This is a genomic window from Pseudoxanthomonas sp. GM95, assembly GCF_900109775.1.
In the GTDB taxonomy this organism is placed as follows: domain Bacteria; phylum Pseudomonadota; class Gammaproteobacteria; order Xanthomonadales; family Xanthomonadaceae; genus Pseudoxanthomonas_A.
In genome coordinates this window covers 24,932-46,849 of sequence record NZ_FOAX01000006.1, presented here as the reverse complement: position 1 = coordinate 46,849, position 21,918 = coordinate 24,932, and the positions used below count along the sequence as shown (strand labels likewise).

Here is a 21,918-nt window from a genome sequence, read left to right as displayed (position 1 = left end):
GCTACTGTCGCGATATCCCGCGGTCAGGCCGAGGACGTAGGCCGGCGAATCGAAGCCTGGCGGATAGACTCCGGCATGACACGTGCTGATCTGCAAAGGATCTCAGAGGTCTCCCAAGGTCAGGTCAGCCGTATCATCTCAGGGCAGTTCACTAAGGCCGGACCAGCGATACACCGCTTGTGCCGCGCCGCTGGCATTGACATCTCGAGCATCGCGCAGATGCCTGGGCGAGCAGATCGCCCGAACCAAACTCCATGGGGAGCTCGACAAAGCTTGGGATGCAACCCTGGAACACGCGGAGTTGCTCACGGAGCTGCTGCGTGTAGCAAGACGTCTTAGCAGCAGAGGCCAGCTTTAGAAGAGTCTTTGCTGAGCCGTAACGTTGCTCACCTCGCCCCAAAATTTTGTGCCAAGTGCATTCCTAGAGGCGAGGACTAACCAGTAAAGAGGCTGGTTCTTATCGCCGGACACGAGTTCAACCTTTTCGCTCACATCCTCATAGCCAAGTCCGCGAATGAGGTTGCACCAGTGCTGAACTACACAGCGGACCGCGATGTCGTTTCGATCAGCAGGATTGGCATGTGCTTTCCAGCCAGGAGCAAACTGATCTAACTCTCCGTTGGCCATGATGCGCTTAACGTTACGAGTTAGATCCATCGCACTGAGATGGATCAATAGATCCATCCTTGGAGCTTGAGCTAACGTGCTTATCACCGCGAACGGCAGAGTGAGAACGTTGTAAGGATCCAGAAACGCAAAGTGCAAACCAGATGGACTGAGCTTGGATACAACCTGCTTGGCCGTCTGCTCGGCGGTGCCTACGTAAGAATGAAGTGGGCCGAGCCTGTCGCGCTCCAATCTGGTTTTACATGCGTGCACGTTGACCGGATCCAGATCGGCGAGATGAATCTGCCCGAAGGGCACCGACCGGGCAGCCTCTGTGGCGGCGACCAACGTACCCCCTTGCAGAACAATCTCTGTATCTCTTATTCGCGCGCGACCCGGACCGCAATACAGGTCAATGAAGCTCGAGTTCCCATCGAACTTGCGCCTAGCGGCTCTACTGATGTTTACGTAGTGAGCCAGACGAAGATGTTTTTCTCTCGCCCAGCTACCCACTAGCTCACGGCTTAGTCCATCAACGGGATCGATCTCGTAACGGTCTTCCTTGGACCTCTTCGGCATTTCTTCCCCTGTGGCATTGGCGTCCCCGACGCAGAGCTGCGTATCTCTAGCAGTTAAAAATCAACATGCAAGAGCTCTTTGACCCGCGCCGCCGCGGAAACGAAGGCACGAGGCGAGCTGGACGCCCCGTCTCGTGTTCCCAGGTATCAACCGACCAGAGGAGTGCAAGCTGCGTTCCGCCTGTGCGTGACGGCGAGCCTTGGCAACCTTGGCAGTCGCTACGCAGCCCCTAGCGTTAGGTTTCATCATTCAACCTTATTCAGCACATCTTGGAACGAACTCGCAAACATGTAACGCGCGGGATTCTCGCCAACCCCTAGCGCTTCAAAGTGAGCGCTACCACATTTGATCTTCGCATATTCTTTGCTACGGAGATCATCCGTGAAAAGGCTGCCTTTAGTCTCGACCACGAAGTACAGCCGCTGCGTGCCTTCCTGGTCAAATAGGATAGCCCAATCGGGATTGTAGGGTCCGAGTGGAGTAGGCACCTTGAACCAGCTTGGCAGCTTGGCGTAGAGCACAACACCTTCGTTCATTTCCAGCGCTTCGGCGAATTCTCGTTCGGTGTTCGAGTCGAAAATCACATGCTCATAAATGGAGCGCTTCGTGTCCAATAGCATGTTGCGCAGATAACCGGTCAGCTCCTCCTCGGCGAATAGCTCCTGTGCATAGAAATGCTCGTCGCCAATCTTCTGATACTTGATCCCGTGCACCAGCGCGAGGCGCTTGCACCGATTGATTATTTCTGCAGTCTGCTCGATGAACTGCTGAGGATTACGCTTGAAGTCGTCTAATCGGCCGCTCTCGGTCAGAATAGTGATGATGCTGCGGCGCGTGAGCTGGGTGCGGCCCTGCAAATCGGTTAACAGATCCGGCAGCTCGATGTCCGTCTCATTGATGATCACCGGCGCTAGAACGCTCGTCGCCACAGCCCGCAACCCGGCCTTGCCGATGGCAATATCAGCTTTGCGCCACTGCAGTCGCGCCTTGGCGATGGCCGGTGCCTTCTGCAGCCCAGCAATGCAATCCTGTAGCAGCCTCACGTTATCGAACTGCACCCGGTAGGTCGTTTGATACTTGATACGGTCCCACAACGCCTTGAAGTCTTCAGACAAGTAGAGGGCCTTGCCATCTTTGCCTTTTCGCAACGGCACTGCCTTGCGCTCGTCGGCATTCTTAATCTCCAGCCGACCTGAAACCTTGCGTAGTATTTCGATAATTAGGCCGCGCTGAGCCTCGAAGGAAGCTGGCAACGCTAGCGTGCCGCTCTTCAAAGCCAGCTTCAACGAATCCTGCACCCTCCCTTTAGCATCGACATGCCCGGCTGCTCTAAAGTGATTCCATAGCGCCGTTGACTGGTCCACGCCCAGCAGCGTTAGCGTGTCATCGTCCGCCTTGATGGCGATGCCAGCGAATTGGTGCTGCTCCAGAACGCCAAAGCGAATGCCCGTGTCGGCCTCGATTTCCTTCTGGAGGTTCTCGGCGAACTGTTCGTACGACTCGGTCGCGATGACAGTTAGCCGGTTTATCTCAAAGCCACGCACACGCTCGCCGTTCTGGTCCACGCAGAGCCTCAGTCCCCGACCAATAGTTTGCCGGCGCTCGCGCTCGGTACCCATCTCCCGCAGCGTGCAAATTTGGAAAACGTTGGGATTGTCCCAACCCTCCTTCAGTGCTGAATGCGAGAAAATAAATTTCAGCGGCGTCTTAATGTCAAGCAGCTTCTCCTTGTCCTTCATGATCAAGTTATAGGCTCGCTCAGCGTTGTCGCGGTTTCCGGCGTTGTTTTCAGCCGTGTCCGACCAGTTGCCCTTCTTGTCGATAGAGAAGTAGCCGTTATGTACGTCCTCGACGGCGCTAGCCAGATCTATTTCGGCAAACAAGCTTTGATAGGCCGGAAGCTTGGCCGCACGCCGATACTCTTCTTCGAAAATGCGGGCGTAGTCGCCCTTCACCGGGTTACCGTCCTTGTCGTACTGACGGTAACGTTCCACGGTGTCGATGAAGAACAGTGACAGCACCTTGATTTTTTTCGGCCCGAGCAGCTTTTCCTTGTCAAGATGTTCGCGAATCGTGCGGCGAATCATTTCGCGCTTCAGAGCCAGCGCGTCGACATCGCCGTAGGCTTGACCTATGGCAAGCAGTACCTCTCCGCCCGGGTAGCGCAGCTCCAAGAATTCTTCGCTCTTTTTGGTGTTAATCTCGCCTACGATAAAATCAGCGTAAATTTCGCGCCCCTCGGCGGACTGCTGCAGGTCATCGTTGTGGTTTACCTCCACCACTTTCGGCTCTACCCCTCTTGCTTTCTTCAAGTGAAGCTCGACCTTGGCACTGATTGCCCCGCGCTTGTTGCTGACCGAAACAAGCCTCACGTAGGGTTTGTTGTAAGCATCTTCGATGGTGGCTGCCGCCACTTCGATTTGTTTGACCAGCTTGCGTTCGTAGGCGTCCAACGCATCAAGCCGAAACACCATGTGATGTTTGTCGGCGTGCGTGGCGGAATAGCGCAGCGTGCAAAGCGGATTCATTGCATCAAGCGCAGTCTTACCGGCCCCGGTCAGGCCCCCGTCAACGCTCTGCGGCTCGTCCACGATGACGATGGGCCGAGTCGCTTTGATGAGGTCAATCGGTTTCTCGCCACCCGTCTTCTCGCTGTCCTTATAGAGGTTGTTCACGTCCTTTTTGTTGATGGCGCCGACCGTGACCACCATCACCTGGATGTTGGAACTGGTGGCGAAGTTGCGCACCTGCCCCAACTTGCCGGAGTCGTATAAGAAGAAGTCCACCGGCACGCCGGCGTAGATGCCCTTAAAGTGCTCTTCGGTGATCTGCAGTGACTTGTAGACGCCTTCCTTGATGGCAACCGAGGGCACGACAATGACGAACTTGGTGAAGCCGTAGCGCTTGTTCAGCTCGAAAATCGTGCGCAGATAGACGTAAGTCTTCCCAGTGCCGGTCTCCATCTCCACGGTGAAGTCACCCGAGGCCAATACGCTGGAGGGAGCCAGGCCGCCGCGCAACTGAACGTCGCGCAGGTTGTGCAATATTTGGTCGTCTAGCAGCGTGAGACGGTTGCCAACTCCAAGGTCAGTTTCGGCCACTCCAAGCGTCAACTGATGGTCAGGCAGCTTCATCGTGACCGTGAACTCGGTGCGGCAGATCTCTTGCCCTCGGAACAGGTCGCAGACCGCATCGATGGCCTGAAGCTGGTAGTCGAGACGTGGCTCAAAGTGAAGTTTCATGGGCTATTTCTCAATCTCGTCATATTGTCGGCAACTCGTCCCCCTGATTGACCACAGCCCCTAGTACCAACCATATGGACGTGTCGTCGTTCTACCCCATGTTCCCAACATTGCCGATCGACCAATGATTTCTCTTGCATCGGCACCAGGCCTAAGCAGGCGTATTCTAAGCAACGCACCGCCAGCCGGGCCTTTTTCAACAATTGCAACTCCATCTTTGTGCGCTCTTGCCCAAGCAATTCCAGGCACATCATTCGGTATATTCAGACGAAACATGCTGTTTTGGGCGTAATACTTATACTGCATTGAGCGCGTACTCTCATCATCAGGGCAATAGACATCAATCCTCCCGTCACCGTGAGCATGTGCTGAGACCAATTGTCGAACTACCTGGCCAGCTCCTTTAGGAAATTCGAGTTGAAATCTATACTGCCCAGTAAATGATTGAAGTCCAGCCCAGGCAGCCACTGCGAATTCCGTCCCCATTGCGGGCATTGCAGGCGGCTGTAGGGCCCCAAGGTCAATATCGCCTACCGGTGCCACGTCTCCATCACTGACACCCAGGTCGGCAAGCTCGGCAATTGACCTAATTCGAGAGCGCTCGGCAAACCGCGCTGCATAGTTTCTGAGATCAGCATCGGTAGCGGGACGGGCAGCTTTCCAAATCTCTGCGAAAGCCAGAGAAGCTGACTCTAGGCAGCCCTCGGAGCTTGCGATGAAGCCGCATTCGACATTTGAAGTTAGGCCGCCCTTCGTAAGATTTGAGGACCCAACATAAACGGTAGACAGATTCGATACTCCGCCGTTCCGAGCGAACCTATCACCGGCAATCATCAACTTGGGATGAAAGATTCCGCCGGCTGATTTACCCAGGCGCAGGTCCCAGCCTTGCTCTCGCGCAGCGAAAAGTGCCTGAGGGTGCGTTACAGCATTATCAGTGCCCGCAACTAGGCGGCACGCTGGTTCGCCACAAGCTCGCAGTATGCGAATGAGCTGTCGGACGCCTTCGGTTGAAACAAAAGCCGCGGCTATACCGACGACAGCAGGTCTCGCACCGGAAAGCGATTGCTGAAACTTCTCCCTGAAGCTCTCCTTACCGGTGCCGCTCAACGTGATCTCTTGCGCCAACTTACAATCCTCTTGCGTCGCAGTCGTAAAAATTGATTTCAAACAATGGCGCGATCAAGTTAACTCAACAGCCTTGACCTCCTAAAGACTGTGAACATTCGCCATTCCGCTTTGCTCAAGAATTGCGGCCATATTGACCTTAACCACATCATCAGAAAAGGCACCATCTCTGAATATGCACGTGGCCTCACCCACCGGGCTGAGCTCTTGGTGCCACTGAACGATGCCGCGGGCCAATTGCTCAACGTCTTCGCTAGAAATCTCTTCACTCAAACAAGCAATAAGAACACCGCCACCGACGGCATACACGTCTTTCGATGCTATTTTTCTAACTTCCATCGGCACGCACAAATCCAGCCCCCGCTTTAAAATAAGCTCGTAAAGTACATCTCGCTGAGTTCTGCCAGCCTGAATATTTTCCTCATGATCTAGCAGCGTCTTGACAAGATCTGTTCGATCCGGACTCCATGCGCGGATATTTGTGGCACCCAACTTGAACGCTCGAAAGCCAAGATCTCCACCAAATATAGGATTTTCGTCCTGTATCTTCTTGCCGACTCTCCTTAAACGCTCCTTGGTGATTTCGGCGATGCTAAGCGGGCGATGAATTTGCGCGCAGTAGTCAGCAGCAGCCTTTTGAAGTTTATCTCCTTGATCGAGAGGCTCAGGAACTTGGACGAGTATGTAACGACGCGTTCCACCATCGATCGCGTTCTGGGACAGCACCGCCTGCCCGGTAGTCCCAGAACCCGCAAAGAAATCCAATATAATGGAATCCTTGTCGCTTCCATGCTCAATAACTCTATTGATCAACTGCACTGGTTTTGGGTTGTCAAATACCTTTTCACCCAATATTTTCTTCAGATCCCTTGTGCCATCATCTGTGTTCCCGGCATAGGTGTGCTCCCACAAATTTATTGGAGTAATATCCCTTGCGTCCGAGAGAAACATCTTGATCGCAGGCAATGGTTGCTTACCATCAATCCCCCAGTAGAGCCTTCCTTCCGACTGAAGCCTTTCAAATTCCGAACGAGACCTTCTCCACGCATTTGTGCTTGGATTTGTTACTTGACCGGTATTCGGATTTTTTATCGGATAGCAAAGATTGGGGCGTTGTTGGGGCGTCGCGGGATTAAGAATCGAAGCACCCTTCCATGGTCCGCGAGGATCTTTGTCAGGGTTGGTATATCGAGCATCAGCATCTTTTGTTCTATCGAGCAAGTTGACTGAAAAACTCTCGCTTCTGGAATACACGAGAATATGCTCAACAACCGTAGTGAAGTCGACAGTGTTGTTACTGCGCGTATATCTTTTTTGCCAACTGATGTTTGCTTGAAAGTTCTCTTCGCCAAAAATTTCACTCAAGAGACATTGCAAATTTGCAAGCTCCGTATCGTCAATGCTAACGAAAATCACCCCATCTTCCCTGAGCAGCGCTCTCGCGAGCTTTAGCCGCGGGTACATCATGTTTAGCCAGTCAGTGTGAAAACGCCCTCCAGCCTCGCTATTGCTGGAGATCTTCCGCGCATTTTCGAGCTGCCCAGTAATTTCAAGGTAATTCTTGATGTTGTCTCGAAAATCATCTGGATATACGAAATCACTACCGGTATTGTAAGGAGGGTCGATGTAGATGAGCTTGACTTTACCGGCGTAACTTTTCTGCAAAAGCTTCAACGCTTCCAGATTGTCGCCTTCGATTACCACATTCTGGGTAGTGTCCCAATCGACACTTTCATCTGGGCATGGGCGCAGTGTTCCAGTGCTGGGCGTCAGCGCCAGCGTTCGTGCTTGGCGTTTCCCATGCCAATTGAGGCCGTACTTCTCATCGGCATCGGTTGCCGTTTTGTCGCCTACAAGCGACTTAAGTACGTCCACATTAACGATCACGCCGCTCGACCCCTCGGTGATCAACTCGGGAAACAGCACTTTGAGCTGCTCTATATTGGCCGCCGTCAGGTCAACTGATTGCGCCTCCGCACTGGTTGCGACGATCTTCTGCATCGTGTGCTCCGGTATCTGTTTGTTCAAAGTTGTTCTCGAGCCATTGCCAGGTCAGCCTGCAGGCGCTTGAGCGCGAGGTTCAGGTCTACCTGTTTGGCCATCTGCTTTTCCTTAGCCGCTAGCGCGCGCAATCGAGCGCCCTCCAGCTCCAGCCGTTGGCAGGTGCGCAGAGCTTCGCGGCGTGCAGCAGTCTGCGCCGGTGTGGTGGCGGCGGTGAAGGTGCCAGTAACTTTGGCCGCCTGCCAGTCGGTCAGGCAGTCCATCCAGCCCTGGTAGAGGACCAGCAGGTTGGCCTGGGGCTGGCGGGCCAGGGCCAGAGCCTGCACAAATGGGTGTTCGGCCGTTATATCAAGTGCCAGGTCCACTGTAGCCGGCTCGCCATCCAGCACTACTTTGCCAGCCTCGTTCTGCGCCCAACGCTTGTGCGCCAGAGACAGAAACAGGCCCTGAGGTGCGGCCAGCAGCAGCAGCGCGGGGTAAGGCACAGCCCGATGCAACAACTCGGCCAGGCGGGTGATATTGGGCGACCTGGTGGCGTTGCCGCCTTCGCCCTGCGGTGCATGCCTTGCGGTGACACACAACACTGCCACTTCTAGATACTCGCGTTCGCCGTCAAGGTAGTCGGCTACGCCCACGGTGTTTGGCTTCAGAGCGGCAAGCCACTGGACTTCTTCAACACAGTCGTTGATTAGTCGTCTGTCTGCGCTGGTGGGCGCGCCATTTTCGACCAGCATCTTCTTCGGGACGCGCTGATCCACCCGACAACTGGCGGGCAAGCCAAGTGCCGAGACTACAAAGCTCGTGGGCGCGCGCAACGTCACGCAGCAACTCCTGGGAGCACCACCATGAAGGCAGCCACCTCGAAGTCGTTACTGCCGGCGAACTCGCCTTTCAGCGCATGGGTGCCGCCAGGCGAGAACAGACTAGCCACGGCGCGCTCTTCGCTCTTTCCTACAATAGACGCCACGGCAGCGGCAAGCAGCTTCTGTGCTTGCTGCATGTCCTCGCCTCGCTTGGTGTGCTTGTCGAACGTGGCGCAGGCGGCGGCGTCTGGCAGCTCGCGCCCGAGCGCCAGCCGCTTAAGCCTGTCCAGGATGCGCTTTGCCTGCGGGTAGGGAAGCAACACAGCTCCGTCATTACCAACATGGGCCAAGTAAATAGGGGCTAGCGGGTAATCAGACTGTTGCCCATTGGCTGCCGCGGTACCTTCGGCCCGCAAGCAGAAAATGATGCCGGGCTCAATGTCGGCTTCAATGCTAGTGGTGACGGCATAGCTGCCCAGCGGGAGGGCGTCGAGTTCACCTGGGTTTTCTTTTAGGTATTGCGCCAGGTCGATGCGGAAATCCGTCAACGTCAGGTCGGTAATGGACACACCGTTGCTCAGATCTTCCATGTCGATGACCGTGTCTTGCAGTTTGAGCAGTTGCTTGCGCCTATATTCAAGGTCATTCATCGGGTCGCCCGACTGCTGCTCGATCAGGTTTTCCTCGCCGGTAGCCGAGACGTCTAGAAGCACCATGCGTCCGCTAACGCGCTGCTCCAGGCCGATGTACTCCTCAAGCTCCATGTTGGGCCAGAAGTTCACCAGTTGGATGCTTTGGTTCGGTGAGCCGATGCGATCGATACGACCGAAGCGCTGGATGATCCGAACCGGATTCCAGTGGATGTCGTAGTTGACCAACCAGTCGCAGTCCTGCAGGTTCTGGCCTTCAGAGATACAGTCGGTGGCAATAAGCAAGTCAATCTCGCCCTCGTCCGCCATGTCGACCGGGCGCTCTTTGGCGCGCGGCGCGAAGGCCGATAGCACGCTGCTCATGCTTTTGCGCAGACCTGGCAACGTGGTCTGGATGCCAGCACTGCCGGTGACCAAGCCAACGTCGATACCGAGCGTTGCCTTGGCCCAGAATGCGAGATTGGCGTAGAGATATTGCGCGGTGTCCGAGAACGCCGTGAATACGATAATTTTGCGGTTACCGGCGTTGATAGGCTGGCGGCACTTCTGCTCGACCATGTCGCGTAGCTTGGCCAACTTGGCGTCGCGCGCCGCGTCCACCTGCTGTGCAGCGGCCAGTAGCGTAGCTAGTCGGTTACGATCCTCGATGAGGTCTTGCTTCCAGCGGATGAGGTCCACGTCAGTCAGCAAGACCTTGACCTTGCGGCCGACCAATAGGGACTCGAACGCCGGATCGTCGATGTCCACGTCGGCGATGTCAATTTCTTCGATGCCTTCGTGGTGGGCTTCGATATGTGCCAGCACCGCTTCCACGTCCTTGAGCTGTCGTTGAATTGTCAGCGCGAACGAAGACACGGCGCTCTCCATGCGCTTGAGCACGTTGACCCGCAGCAGATGGATCAGGCTTTCTTCACGGTCGGTCTGCCGGAAGAAACTTTCGCCGCCCCGGATTTCGGTGCTGTACTTGGCGTCGTAGGCCGCCTGTTTGTGCGGCAGCACATAACGGAGTGGGGCATAGCTGGCCAAGTTAAGGCGCCGAATCTCGAGGTTGATGTCCTTAATTGCGCGGAACTGACCTGCCAAGTCCACGTCTGCTTTGATGTTGATAGGGGGCAGGCGCCCAGGAAATTTACCAGTCTCGGAGGTGCCGTAATACTTCTCTACGTGCCGGCGTGAGCGCGCGATGGTCAGGTGATCCAGGAGCGTGAAGTAGTCAAAGCCCAGCATTTCAACAAGGTGGCCGGGCGTGCGCTCGGCCTCGTCCATAGCCAACCAGCGATTGAACTGGATTTGGGCCTTACGAGTCGTCTGCTCGATGCTGTCGATACCATGTGCGACCAACGCAGTGTCTTCGCCCTCGGTAACGAACGCGATCTGGTTCTTCAGGTCGGCCAAGCGATTGTTCACTGGCGTTGCCGACAACATCAGCACACGCGTCTTGACGCCATCCTTGATGATCTTGCGCATGAGCCGGTCGTAGCGGGTTTCAGTGCCCTGACGCGGCGACTTCTTATTGCGAAAGTTATGGCTCTCATCGATGACAACAAGGTCGTAGTTGCCCCAGTTCACTTGGGCTAGGTCGATGTCCCCGGAACTACCGCCATCACGCGACAGGTCGGTGTGGTTCAGCACGTCGTAGTTGTAGCGGTCCGCTGCCAGCACGTTACGCTTGTCGTTGGACTTGTAGAGCGTCCAGTTGTCGCGCAGGCGCTTGGGTGCTAACACCAGCACGCGGTCGTTGCGAAGCTCGTGGTACTTGATCACCGCCAAAGCTTCGAAGGTCTTACCGAGACCGACGCTGTCCGCGATGATGCACCCTCCAAAACGGGCCAGCTTGTCGATGGCGCCGACGACACCATCACGCTGAAACTTGAACAGTTTCTTCCATACGACGGTATTACGAATGCCCGTTGCAGACTTGACGATCCGCTCTTCGTCCATCTCGTCGCCTCGACTCCCGAACAGATGGTTCAAGATGGCGGCGTAGAGGGTAGATGGTGCGCGGTGCTGGCCCATGCCGCGCAGAGCTTCGATCAGCGGTAGCCGACTGTCGGGCTGCCCCTGCAGTGCTGCCCATTGCTGTTCAAGCCAGCGAGCGAGCTGCGCAGCCTCTTCAGCAGACTCCGATGCTTGGATCAGGCTTAGTGGGTTCCCAGGCGTCAAGCCGAGGCCGTCCGTACTGAAGGCGAACGAACCCATTACTACTTGGTCGGCCGTGCCGTCCGACGCATGCACAATAGCCGCACCTTGCGGCACCCGGCCGCGTGCCCGGCGTACTTCGACGTTACCGTCGAGCCACTTTGCACACTCGTTTGCCAGCCATCGAGCCTGCAATTTATTACGCGCGGCACGATCAGCCTCTACACCAAGGAAATCGAGTGCGTCATCGACCGGGGGCAAGATCAGCTGCACACGATCCAATCCAGCAAGCGCTTCCTGCAGTTCCTGGAAGGCGAACAATGAAAGCGCTGGCGTCATGCACCCTAGCTGTTTGCCAGATTTCAGGAATGGGCCTAGCAAATCGACGACACGGTCCGTGCCACTGTTTTTGACGAGCCTCATGCTCTTCTTTGCTCCTCAGTTGCCTTGATCGCGCCGTGTGGCTTCATCACTTCCACCTGTCTAACGACGCGGCATGCATTTTTTCGAGAAGCATAGCTTCAGGCCGAAACAGTATTTCTGTCACTCTTTCTGTGGCCATGCAGACAGCATGCTTAAGCCTGCGTCACCTTTCCCCGCTCCCGGAAGCGCGCACCGTCCGATGTAGTCTCCGCCTGGCGGATCACCTACAGCGGGGTGCGGTGGTGGTCTGCGCAGTCTGTCCTCAACAGAAGCACCCCATCCGGCACTGTCCTGACCAGCGCTCTAAAGCTTCGCCCGATAACCAGAATTCCAGCGAACCCAGCGCGCGGCATTGCCGAAGTGACGGCATTTTCGCTCATGTTCAGCGGCACGCTACGGAAACGTGACAAGCAACTGATCTAGCTTTCGCCAATCGCCGTGCGCGCAACTTGCAGCTCCTAGCCCTTCTGCATCAGACGCTCATGGCGGTCAAACGCCCCGGTTCAATACACAAGGCGCTGAACCCAATTGCACAAAAAATGCACACGAACAAACGCAAGCAATTGTTTTATATGACAATTATTCCCGCTCCATCATCGGCGCGACTTGAATCAAGGGGTGGGTCATCGGCGGGCACGGAAGCGACGCGTCGTGTGACGGGCCGCGGCGGGAAACGGGAAGGCCGCCATTATGCCCGCTTGCCGCGCGCGGCCTTGCGACCGGCGTCCCTGCGCGCGACTGGCGCGCTTGCACGTGTCACCGGCACGTCCTATACCGGCTGCTGCGCGCCGGCATGGTGCGGGCGCTGGAACTTGCATGGATCGCACGACGCCCTCCTCCCGCGCCGCCGCGCACGCACAGGACCTCAAGGCCACCGAGGCCGAACTGCTGGCCTTCTCGCGCGGCATCGACCGCGTGCTGCGGCGCCAGTTCGCCACCCGCCAGATGCGCGCGCTGCTGCAGCCACCGCGCTCGGGCGCTGAACGCGGACGCCCGGCGCCGGCCTGGCAGGTGTCCTGGTGGACGGTACTGGTCGCCGCCTCCGGGCTGGGCTGGGTCTGGCATATCGGTCTGAAACAGCCGTGGCTGGCGTACGCGCCGGTGCTGCTGCCGCTGGTTGCCGCGTGGTGGCTGGAAACCTGGCTGCGGCCGCGTCTGTCGCTGGCCGGCCATCGCTTCCGCCTGATGCGCCTGGAGAGTACCGACGGCAGCGGCCTGCACCCGGATGCGTATCTGGTCGCGCCCTCGCCCGACACGACCAGCGGGTTCGGCAAGGTCTACTGGCGCCGCGCACTGGGCGTGGAGGATGGTGACATCGTGGTGTCGATCAGCGCGCGCGGCGAACGCGGCGTGGCGATCATCCCGCTGCGCACCGAAGGCCGGCTGCCGGTCAGCGTGTGGGACCGCGAGCTGCACCAGGACAACGTGTTGCCGCCGCTGCGCGAGGCCACGCACACGCTCGCCCATGCCTTCGACGAAGCCTGCGATCGCTACCTGGCCAACGCCGCGGCGCTGGAACGCAGCCGCGTACTGCGCTCGACCCGGCGCGATCGCGCGGCGGTCGATCCGGAGATTGCCTGGGCCGGGCTGCATGTGCCCGCCGTCGTGCGGCTGCGCGTGCAGTCGCTGGCGGCCCACTTCGACGCCGGCAGCGCCTCGGCCACGCGCGGCCTGCTGTTGTACGGGCCGCCCGGCACCGGCAAGACGCGCGTGGCGCGCGCCCTGGCCGACAGCATGGGCTGTGCGTTCTTCCCGCTGTCGTTGCCCGACCTGAAAGCCGGCCATATCGGCCAAAGTTCCGAGCGCGTGCGCGAGCTGTGGGATCGCGCCCTGGCCGAGCCGCGCGCGGTGATCTTCGTCGACGAATGCGACGGCGTATTCGCACGGCGCGGCGCGGTCAATACTGATGGATTCGTCGAGGACATCGTCAACGCGTTCCTGGCGCGCTGGGATGGGTTTTCTCAGCGGGTAAATGTGTGGGTGATCGGGGCGACCAACCGCCGCGACCTGCTGGATGCAGCTGTGCTGTCGCGCTTCGACGAACAGATCGAACTGGGCCTACCCGACCGCGACGCGCGCCTGCAGATCTTGCAGGACGAACTGCAGACGCTGGGTGCCGCGCACGTCCTGCCGCCGAACACGGCACAGTTCACCCAGGGCCTGTCCGGGCGCGAGCTGTCCAGCCTGGCCCGGCGCCTGCATCGCGAACACGAGGGGCCGCTCACCGATGCGGTGCTGGACGCATTCACCAGTCGCAGTCGCGCACAAGGCTCGACTGCGACCGATGCCAGTGCACGCTGGTCATCGTTGGTACTCCCCGCAGAAACGCTGCAAGCGCTGCAGACCACTGCAGGTCTGCTCAGGGATGCCGAAACCTTCGCCGCGCGTGGCATCAGCGTGCCGCGTGGGCTGCTGCTCTACGGACCGCCCGGCACCGGCAAGACCCAGATCGCGCGCACCCTGGCCAACGAGACCGGGCTGCGTTTCATCGCCGCTTCCACGGCGGAATTGAAGCAGGGCTTTGTCGGCCAAAGCGGGCAGAAGGTGCGCGAGCTGTTCGAGCGCGCGCGCGAATCGGCGCCGTCGCTGCTGTTCCTGGACGAGCTGGATATCGTCGCCGGCGCGCGTGGCGGCGACGGCGACAGCTTCACCGCCGAGATCGTCGGCCAGCTGCTGCAGGAGCTCGATGGCTTCGCCGCGCATGGGCAGCATGTGTTTGTGCTGGCGGCGACCAACCGCGTCGATCAGGTGGATGCTGCGGTGCTGTCGCGCTTCCCGCGCCGGATGGAGATTCCGCTGCCCGATGCCAACGCGCGCGTGCAGCTGCTGCGGGTGCTGCTGCAGGGCAAGCCGCTGGGCTTCGTGCTGGACGATGCTGCGAACGTGCTCGCCCACCACAGCGAAGGCGCTAGCGGTCGCGACCTGCGCAGCTGGGTCGAACAGGCCGAGCAGCGCGCGGTCATTCGCGCGGTGCAGGCCGGCGATGCGGCTTCGGTGCAACTGCAGCTGGAGGACTTCCGCACCGCATCGTGATGCGGCGGCGGCTTCAGTTCAGCGGACGATCCCAGTGCGCGTAACTCGTGCGCAGCAGCTCACGCAGCGCACGCGTCGGTATCGGCTTGCCCGTACCTGCAACGCGGCTGGCCACGCCTTTCCAGCCATCTTCCGCGTCCTGCGAACGGGCGCGCACCACGACCCGGCACGGCTGCGCCAGCACCTTGCCCAGTGCGCAGGCGTAATAGACATCGCCCGGCGACCAGCCCGGCTGCTGGCCGAGCGCGACCACATAGCCGCGCGGCACATCCAGATAGCGCGCGATCTCATCGACGAACGCATCGGGGTAGCGCGGCGCGTAGGCGTTGAGATCCTTCAATCGCGCATCGATCCAGGCATCGCCGCTATTGGCGTCATATGGCGGCGGGGCTGGCGGACCGGCCGGCACCGGTGCATCAGCCTGCGCCGATTGCCACGCGAACACCGACGACACCGGCAGCACGACCAGCGCCAGCAGCAGTAGTCCCGCAGCGTGGCGCATAGGCCTCATGCATCCACCACCGTGGCTTCGATCTTTGCCAACGCAGTGGGCAGTTCCGACGCCGCCTCGACCTGCAGCAGGCGCGGCGTGTTGTCGGCCAGATCGTGTTCGGCCTCGTGCGCCCAGGTTACGTGGTAGGGCATGTGGATGCCCCAACCGCCCAGGCCGACGATCGGCGCGATGTCCGAACGCAGCGAGTTGCCGATCATGGCGAAGTGTTCGGGCACCACGTCCAGCTCGCGCAGCACGCGGGTGTAGGTCGGCGTGTCCTTCTCCGACACCACCTCGATGCGGTGGAACAGATCCGACAGCCCGGACTGCACGATCTTGGCTTCCTGGTGGAACAGGTCGCCCTTGGTGATCAGCACGATGTTGTGCGCGGCGGCGATCGCGGCGACGGCTTCGCGGATGCCTTCGATCAGTTCGACCGGATGGTCCAGCGTGGCCCGTCCGATGGCGATGATGTCCTGCACGTGGCGGGCGCTGATACGCTCCTCGGTCAGCTCGATCGCCGACTCGATCATCGACAGCATCATGCCCTTGGCGCCGTAGCCGAAGATGCGTAGGTTGCGCCGCTCCACGGCCAGCAGGTGCTGCGCCGTGCGCTTGTCCGACAGGTCGATGTAGTGGCCGACGATCTGCTCGAAGGCGGCCTCGGCGGCGCGGTAGTAGTCCTCGCTTTTCCACAGCGTGTCGTCGCCGTCGAAACCCACCCAGTCGATCTTGCTCATGGTTCTTTCCATCTGCCCAGACCGGCCAGCATACCGGCCACGCATGCACCGGTCGCGCATGAAAGAATGGCAGGACAGCCGCTTTTCGCGGCAGCGCCACCTGAAGACCGAAGGGTGGCGCACCAGGATGTGCGCTATGAAAAAAAGGGCGGCCCGTGAGGGCCGCCCTTTCGGTTCCGCGCGGCGCCGCGATGTTCCGCGGCGCCAGCAGACCGGTCAGTCGATTACGACTTGGCCGGTTCGGAAGCCGGGGCTTCGGTCGACGGCGGGGTCGATTCAGCCGGAGCGGTGGACTCCATCGACGGCGGGGTCGATTCCATCGGGGCGGCTTCGGTGGTCGGCGGGGTGGTTTCAGCCGGAGCTTCGGTGGCCGGCGGAGCAGCTTCAGCCGGAGCTTCCGAGGCAGCCGGAGCAGCTTCTTCAGCCTTCGGGCCGCAGGCCGACAGCATCAGCGAGCCGGTCAGAACGACGGCCAGCGCGGCCGGTGCCATAAACGTGTTGCGAATCTTCATCAGATGCTCCTTGTTGCTTGATGGGTCTGCGCGGTCAGGCGAAGACGGGACATGGGGTAGACAGCAGTGTGGGTGGTCGCAATGCAAGGCACCGCAACCGGCATGCCCTGCCCGCATGAAACGATGTCCTGCGGTTGCGGTCAAGTGAAAGCCTTGCGCCAGATCAAGTTCCGCGCGGCTGTTCCCCACCGGCTGCCGGGTTTACTGCCCCGACGACTGACCGGCGCCGCCGCCATAGTTCTTGACCACGAAGGCCTTGTATTCCTCCTGGGTCAACTTGCCATCGCCATCGCCATCGGCCTGGCTGAAGATCTGCGACAGGCCCGGGTTGGCCGTGGATTCGGACTTGCTGATCGCGCCGTCCTTGTCGGTATCCAGATCATTCCAGCCCTGCTGGCCCTGGCCGGAGCTGGTCGCGCCCGACTGGGTCGGCGCACCGGTGGCCGGCGCGGCGGCATCGGCCTGCGGGTCCTGCTGCATCTGCTGGGCAAAGGCCGGCGCGGCGAGGGCAGCGCTCAGGGCGATCATGGCCAACAGCGGCTTGCGATTGAGGGTCTTCATTGGTGGAGGTACTCCTGTGATGTCCATGCGGGTCGATGCGCAACTGCAGCGCACGACGCCACCTTGGCGCGGCCTGCCTGAATGCTCTTTTCCCGCTGGAAGCACGCGCAACGGACTGTTAACCCACGCCAAGCGAAGAGCCGCTAGGCCCGCCGTTAGCGTTGCGTGGCGACGATGTCAGGCCCTCGTTGGGCGTGTGACACGCTTGCGGATTCCAGCGCGCATCAGCGCCTTGCGCGACTCAGGCCACGTCTTCGGCGCGGGAACGCGGGCTGAATGCAAGCCGCGACAGGATCACGCCGACCACCGCGCCGACCGCTTCGAGAATGACGCGCGCGCCCAGGCCTTCCGGATCGTGGATCTTCTGCAGGGCGATGCGCGCATAGACCGGCGACTCCAGCTTGACCATGCCCAGGTAGAACATGTTCCACAGGTCGATGCCGCCGGCGATGGCCACGGCCATCAGGCAACTCCAGCCGATGGCATGCGCATGGTGGATGCCGGCACGCGCCGCCACCCAGTGCCACACCGCGTAGACCAGCAAACCGATCAGGAATGCGATCGCGCCGGCTTCAAGTGCGCCGAGCAGGCCGAAATGCAGCGGGAGATTCATGCGGAAGCGACTCGTGGGAATGCATCGAGGCGATGCAGGCCACTACTGTAGCGCAGCGACGCGCATGGCCTAGGCGTCGTTCTCGGCGCGCGCGATGACGTGGGCGAATTCGTCCTCGTCCAGGGTCACGCTCATGTTGATCGGGCGACAGCACACCTGGCAGTCCTCGATGTACTGCTGGTCGCCGGCCGAGACATCCACGGCGATCTCCAGCGGCTCGCCGCAGTACGGGCAATGGATGGTCTGAAAATCAAGCATGCGGGCGAGCTTCCACCTGCGGCCGTGAGCGTGCGGTCACGTGCGCGAGGAGGCCGGTCAGGCCACCGTCGCCGGCGGCACGGTCGGCGGACGCAGCTGGCGCATACGCAGCCACAGCCCGCCGACGTGCACCAGCGAATACACCACCAGCGCCGCGGCGATGCCCAGGGTCAGCGGGCTGGCGTTCTGGCCGTTGCCGGCCGCGCCCATCGAAAACGCCCCCTGCGAATAGCGCCAGACCAGGCGACCCAGCAGCACCGCGCTGAGCGCGCCGCCGATCCACGGATTGGGCGTGTACCAGCCGCTGCCATCGGCCCATTCCGACTGCGTGTGCCGCAGCGAGAACAAGCCCAGACCCGCACCCAGCACCGCACCGACCGCCACGCCCGGCGCGACATGCGGCAGGAAGCACGCCGCCAGCACCAGCATCGCGAAGGCCAGGGCCAGCACCGACAAACGAATCACTGCGCGGGTCGGCTTCCACTGCTGGCGGCCGAAACTGCGGCGGATGCGCCGGTAATAGATGAAGGCGAAGGCCGCCATCGACAGGTACGGGGTCAACGGCGAAATGGCGTGGGCGGGCATGGCGTGGGTCCTTGTCTGTCAGGCGACAGACGCAGAGTGAAACGGCCCGGCCGCGCGCACAAGGTGCCAAGTGTCACCTCTTGCGATGACACCGGCCGATGGCGGTGGCTGACGATGCCGTCAGAACGACGTGGCCTGAACAACTGCGGCGGCGCCAGCCGCTACAACCGCTGGCGTTGCCGCGATCGCGCGGCCCATCCCATCAGGAGTGTCCCGTGTCCCAGCCCAAGCGTCGTGTCCTCGCCGTCCTGCTGCCCGCCCTGCTTGCGATGGCCGCCTGCAGCAATGCGGCCGCGCCCCAGGCCGATGCGCCGGCCGCCGGGGCCAAGGCGGAAAGCGGCCTGCCGTTCGCGGTAACGCCGGTGCATGCCTTCGCCGAGCCCTGGGCGATGACCTTCCTGCCCGACGGCCGCCTGCTGGTCACCGAGAAGCGCGGCCACCTACAGCTCTACGACTTCAAGACCGGCAAGGCGGGCGAGATCACCGGCGTGCCGAAGGTGGCCTACGGCGGCCAGGGTGGCTTTGGCGATGTGATCCTGCATCCGGACTTTGCGAAGAACCAGGTGGTCTACGTCAGCTATGCCGAGGCCGGCGATGGCGACGACACGCGCGGCGGTGCGGTCGCCCGCGCGACCCTGGCGCTGGATGCAGCCGGCGGCGGCGCGCTGCAGGACCTCAAGGTGATCTGGCGCCAGGTGCCCAAGGTCAGCGGCCAGGGCCATTACGGCCATCGCCTGGCGTTCGACAGCGCCGGCAAGCTGTGGATCAGCTCCAGCGAACGGCAGAAGTTCGACCCGGCCCAGGACATGGCCAGCAACCTGGGCAAGATCGTGCGGCTCAACGACGACGGCAGCGTACCGGCCGACAACCCGTTCGCGTCGCAGGGCGGCGTGGCCGCGCAGGTGTGGTCGCTCGGCCATCGCAACGTGCTGGGCATCGCCTTCGATGCGCAGGGCCGGCTGTGGGCGCAGGAGATGGGCCCCAAGGGTGGCGACGAACTCAACCTGATCGAGCGCGGCGCCAACTACGGCTATCCGATCGTCTCCAACGGCGACCATTACGACGGCCGCGAGATCCCCGACCACGACACCCGCCCGGAATTCGCCGCGCCCAAGATCACCTGGAATCCGGTGATCTCGCCGGCCGGGTTGATGATCTATTCGGGCAGCCAGTTCCCGGATTGGAAGGGCGATGCCTTCATCGGCGGTCTGTCGTCGGAAAGCCTGGTGCGGATCGAATTCGACGGCACCAACGCCAAGGAAGCGGCGCGCTACGACATGGGCCAGCGCATCCGCGAGATCGAGCAAGGCCCCGATGGCGCGCTGTACCTGCTGGAAGACGGCGAAGGTCGCGACGCCGGCCGCCTGCTCAAGCTCACACCGGCGGCGTAACCGCACCGGCAGGTGCGACCGGCACGCTGTCGGCCGGTCGCAGCGGCGCAGTGCCCAGCGCCTGTCGATAGCGCGCCAGCAACGCTTCGACCTTGTCGACGTAGGCGCGCGTTTCCGCATACGGCGGCACGCCGTCGAAGCGTTCCACCGCGCCGACGCCGGCGTTGTAGGCGGCGACCACGCGGGTGCGGTCGCCCTGGTAGCGCGCCATCAGCCAGTGCAGGTGGCGCGCGCCGGCGGCAATGGACTGGCTGGCGGAAAACGGATCGGCCACGCCGTACTCGCGCGCGGTCTGCGGCATCAACTGCATCACGCCCTGCGCGCCCTTGGACGACACCGCCTTGTCGTTGAAGCCGCTTTCGGCATGCGCGATCGCGCGTAGCAGCGCGTCCTCGACCTGGTTGCGTTTGGCGGCGGCGGCGAACAGCTTGGGCCAGGCATCGAGACGCGGCGTGCCCACCTGGCCCAGACCTTCATGCGCGGGTTCGCCCGGCGGCGTGGTCACTGTGAAACGCAGGTACGGCACCGAACCCGGCAGGTTGCGCGTGCTGTAGACCTTGGCGCCGTCCTGCTCGCGTTCGTACAAGGTGCCGCTGAAGATACCCATGCGACCCCACAGGTCCGGGGTCTGCGGCGCGTTGTCGTCCAGCTGCACCGCCTCGCACTTCGAACCCGGCTCGGGCGCGGTGGCCAGACTCAGGGTTCCGGCGCGCACGCAGCGGTACACCGTGCGCGCGGGCGCCGGCAGGGCGATCAACAGCGAGGGCAGCAACAGGAAGGCGCGCATGGCGCGCGGACCTTCCTTGATCCGGCGTCAGCGCGGCGTGTTGGCCGCGCCCGGGCTGACCCGCCAGATCGCATTGCCTACGTCGTCGGCCACCAGCAGGCCGCCACGCGCGTCGAAGGCCACGCCGACCGGGCGCCCCTGCGCCTGTTCGTCCTTGTCCAGGAAACCGGTCAGCACATCGACCGGCGCGCCCTGTGGCTTGCCGCCGCGGAACGGCACGAAGACCACCTTGTAGCCGCTGCGCGGCTTGCGGTTCCAGGAGCCGTGCTCGCCGACGAACGCGCCTTCGCTGAAGGGCGCCGGCCAGGCGCCCTGAGTCGGCGTGAACGTCAGGCCCAGCGCCGCTACATGGGCGCCCAGCGCGTAGTCCGGCGCGATCGCCTTGGCGACCAGGTCAGGCCGCTGTGGCTTGGGCCGCGGGTCCACGTGCTGGCCCCAGTAGCTGTACGGCCAGCCGTAGAAACCGCCGCGCTTGACCGAGGTCAGGTAGTCCGGGACGAGGTCGTCGCCGATTTCGTCGCGCTCGTTGGCCACCAGCCACAGCGCCTTGGTGCGCGGCTCCCAGGCCAGGCCGACCGGGTTGCGCAGGCCGTTGGCGAACACGCGCTTGGCGCCGGTGGCGGTGTCGATCTCCAGCACGGCGGCGCGGTCGACCTCCTCGTCCATGCCGTTCTCGCCGACGTTGCTGTTGGAGCCCACGCCGACATACAGGTGCTGGCCATCGGCACTGGCCAGCAGGCTCTTGGTCCAGTGGTGGTTGCGTGGACCACCGGGCAACGTCGCCAGCTGCGTGGGCTTGGCGTCGATGGTCTTGTCGCCCGGCTTGAACGGCACCCACACCATCGCGTCGGCATTGGCGATGTAGAGCCGGCCGCCGACCAGCGCCATGCCGAACGGCGAGCGCAGCCCATCGAGCAACACCGCGCGCACGTCGGCATGGCCGTCGCCGTCGGTGTCGCGCAGCAGGGTGATGCGGTTGGGGCTGTCCCCGCCGGCGCCGGCATTGGCCATCACCTTGCCCGCCACCCAGGCCTTGAAGCCGCGATCGCCTGGCTTGGGCGGCGCATTGGTTTCGGCCACCAGCACATCGCCATTGGGCAGCACGTACAGCCAGCGCGGATGGTTGAGGCCCTCGGCGAACGCGCCCACCGCCAGGCCCTTGGCCGCAACCGGCTTGGCGCCCTGCTTCCAGCCCACCGCCTTGGCCGTGTTGACCGTGGGGATGGTCTGCACGTCCGGCGGCGGCAGTTGCGGATCGGGGCCGGTGTGGACCTGCGCCAATCCATTGCCGCCACAGGCGACCAGCAACACGCTGCTCAATGCGATCCAGGTGGAACGATGCATGGCTTGCTCCCAGTGGCGCCGCGCGCGGCG

At 61.4% G+C, this 21,918-nt stretch carries 16 protein-coding genes; 2 read left to right on the top strand and 14 right to left on the bottom strand.

Annotated elements, in window-relative coordinates; genetic code table 11:
• Nucleotides 1-354: 354 nt before the first annotated feature.
• The 5 genes from tcmP to BMZ17_RS20465 all read right to left on the bottom strand — a co-directional run bounded on the left by tcmP (nt 355) and on the right by BMZ17_RS20465 (nt 11,571).
• The gene (gene tcmP / locus BMZ17_RS20490; RefSeq protein WP_093144346.1) at nt 355-1,185 is read right to left on the bottom strand and encodes a three-Cys-motif partner protein TcmP; all 831 of its coding nucleotides are present in this window, start codon (nt 1,183-1,185) and stop codon (nt 355-357) included.
• A gap of 245 nt (nt 1,186-1,430) precedes the next feature.
• Complete coding sequence (locus BMZ17_RS20485) at nt 1,431-4,427, bottom strand: type III restriction-modification system endonuclease (protein WP_093144344.1); 2,997 nt, start codon at nt 4,425-4,427, stop codon at nt 1,431-1,433.
• A gap of 1,209 nt (nt 4,428-5,636) precedes the next feature.
• Nucleotides 5,637-7,556 carry a site-specific DNA-methyltransferase gene (locus tag BMZ17_RS20475; protein ID WP_093144340.1) on the bottom strand — a complete coding sequence of 640 codons (1,920 nt, stop codon included), beginning with the start codon at nt 7,554-7,556 and terminating at the stop codon, nt 5,637-5,639.
• Between the two features lie 23 nt (nt 7,557-7,579).
• Nucleotides 7,580-8,377, bottom strand: coding sequence for a DUF4391 domain-containing protein (locus BMZ17_RS20470; protein ID WP_254775506.1), 798 nt, complete (start codon nt 8,375-8,377; stop codon nt 7,580-7,582).
• Nucleotides 8,374-11,571: a helicase-related protein gene (locus tag BMZ17_RS20465; protein ID WP_093144338.1), complete on the bottom strand. Its 3,198-nt coding sequence runs from the start codon at nt 11,569-11,571 to the stop codon at nt 8,374-8,376. Before BMZ17_RS20465 ends, BMZ17_RS20470 begins: the two co-directional genes overlap by 4 nt.
• A gap of 816 nt (nt 11,572-12,387) precedes the next feature.
• Between BMZ17_RS20465 and BMZ17_RS20460 the strand changes: the two genes are divergently transcribed.
• Complete coding sequence (locus BMZ17_RS20460) at nt 12,388-14,604, top strand: AAA family ATPase (RefSeq protein WP_093144335.1); 2,217 nt, start codon at nt 12,388-12,390, stop codon at nt 14,602-14,604.
• Nucleotides 14,605-14,617: 13 nt separating this feature from the next.
• On the opposite strand, the gene BMZ17_RS20455 is transcribed toward BMZ17_RS20460, so the two are convergent.
• From BMZ17_RS20455 to BMZ17_RS20425, 7 genes are all read right to left on the bottom strand, one after another.
• On the bottom strand, nt 14,618-15,106 hold the full coding sequence (locus BMZ17_RS20455) for a hypothetical protein (RefSeq protein ID WP_254775504.1): 489 nt from the start codon (nt 15,104-15,106) through the stop codon (nt 14,618-14,620).
• Between the two features lie 5 nt (nt 15,107-15,111).
• Nucleotides 15,112-15,837, bottom strand: a complete 726-nt coding sequence (locus BMZ17_RS20450) for an HAD family hydrolase (RefSeq protein ID WP_093144333.1) — start codon at nt 15,835-15,837, stop codon at nt 15,112-15,114.
• 224 nt (nt 15,838-16,061) lie between these two features.
• The gene (locus BMZ17_RS20445) at nt 16,062-16,349 is read right to left on the bottom strand and encodes a hypothetical protein (RefSeq protein WP_093144330.1); all 288 of its coding nucleotides are present in this window, start codon (nt 16,347-16,349) and stop codon (nt 16,062-16,064) included.
• A 201-nt stretch (nt 16,350-16,550) separates the two neighbouring features.
• Nucleotides 16,551-16,910 (bottom strand): EF-hand domain-containing protein, encoded by a 360-nt coding sequence (locus BMZ17_RS20440; RefSeq protein ID WP_093144328.1) that lies wholly within the window; start codon nt 16,908-16,910, stop codon nt 16,551-16,553.
• Nucleotides 16,911-17,151: 241 nt separating this feature from the next.
• Nucleotides 17,152-17,523, bottom strand: a complete 372-nt coding sequence (locus tag BMZ17_RS20435; RefSeq protein WP_093144326.1) for a hypothetical protein — start codon at nt 17,521-17,523, stop codon at nt 17,152-17,154.
• 69 nt (nt 17,524-17,592) lie between these two features.
• A complete protein-coding gene (locus BMZ17_RS20430; protein WP_093144324.1) occupies nt 17,593-17,781 on the bottom strand; it encodes a CPXCG motif-containing cysteine-rich protein in 189 nt (62 codons plus the stop codon).
• 57 nt (nt 17,782-17,838) lie between these two features.
• Nucleotides 17,839-18,366, bottom strand: a complete 528-nt coding sequence (locus BMZ17_RS20425; protein ID WP_093144322.1) for a CcdC protein domain-containing protein — start codon at nt 18,364-18,366, stop codon at nt 17,839-17,841.
• Between the two features lie 269 nt (nt 18,367-18,635).
• On the opposite strand from BMZ17_RS20425, the gene BMZ17_RS20420 reads away from it, so the two are divergent.
• Nucleotides 18,636-19,757 carry a PQQ-dependent sugar dehydrogenase gene (locus tag BMZ17_RS20420; protein ID WP_093144383.1) on the top strand — a complete coding sequence of 374 codons (1,122 nt, stop codon included), beginning with the start codon at nt 18,636-18,638 and terminating at the stop codon, nt 19,755-19,757.
• On the opposite strand, the gene BMZ17_RS20415 is transcribed toward BMZ17_RS20420, so the two are convergent.
• Together BMZ17_RS20415 and BMZ17_RS20410 are read right to left on the bottom strand one after the other, a co-directional pair.
• Nucleotides 19,741-20,544, bottom strand: a complete 804-nt coding sequence (locus tag BMZ17_RS20415; RefSeq protein ID WP_093144320.1) for a lytic transglycosylase domain-containing protein — start codon at nt 20,542-20,544, stop codon at nt 19,741-19,743. The genes BMZ17_RS20420 and BMZ17_RS20415 overlap by 17 nt on opposite strands.
• Before the next feature lie 27 nt (nt 20,545-20,571).
• Nucleotides 20,572-21,888 carry a PQQ-dependent sugar dehydrogenase gene (locus tag BMZ17_RS20410; RefSeq protein ID WP_093144318.1) on the bottom strand — a complete coding sequence of 439 codons (1,317 nt, stop codon included), beginning with the start codon at nt 21,886-21,888 and terminating at the stop codon, nt 20,572-20,574.
• Between the last annotated feature and the right edge of the window lie 30 nt (nt 21,889-21,918).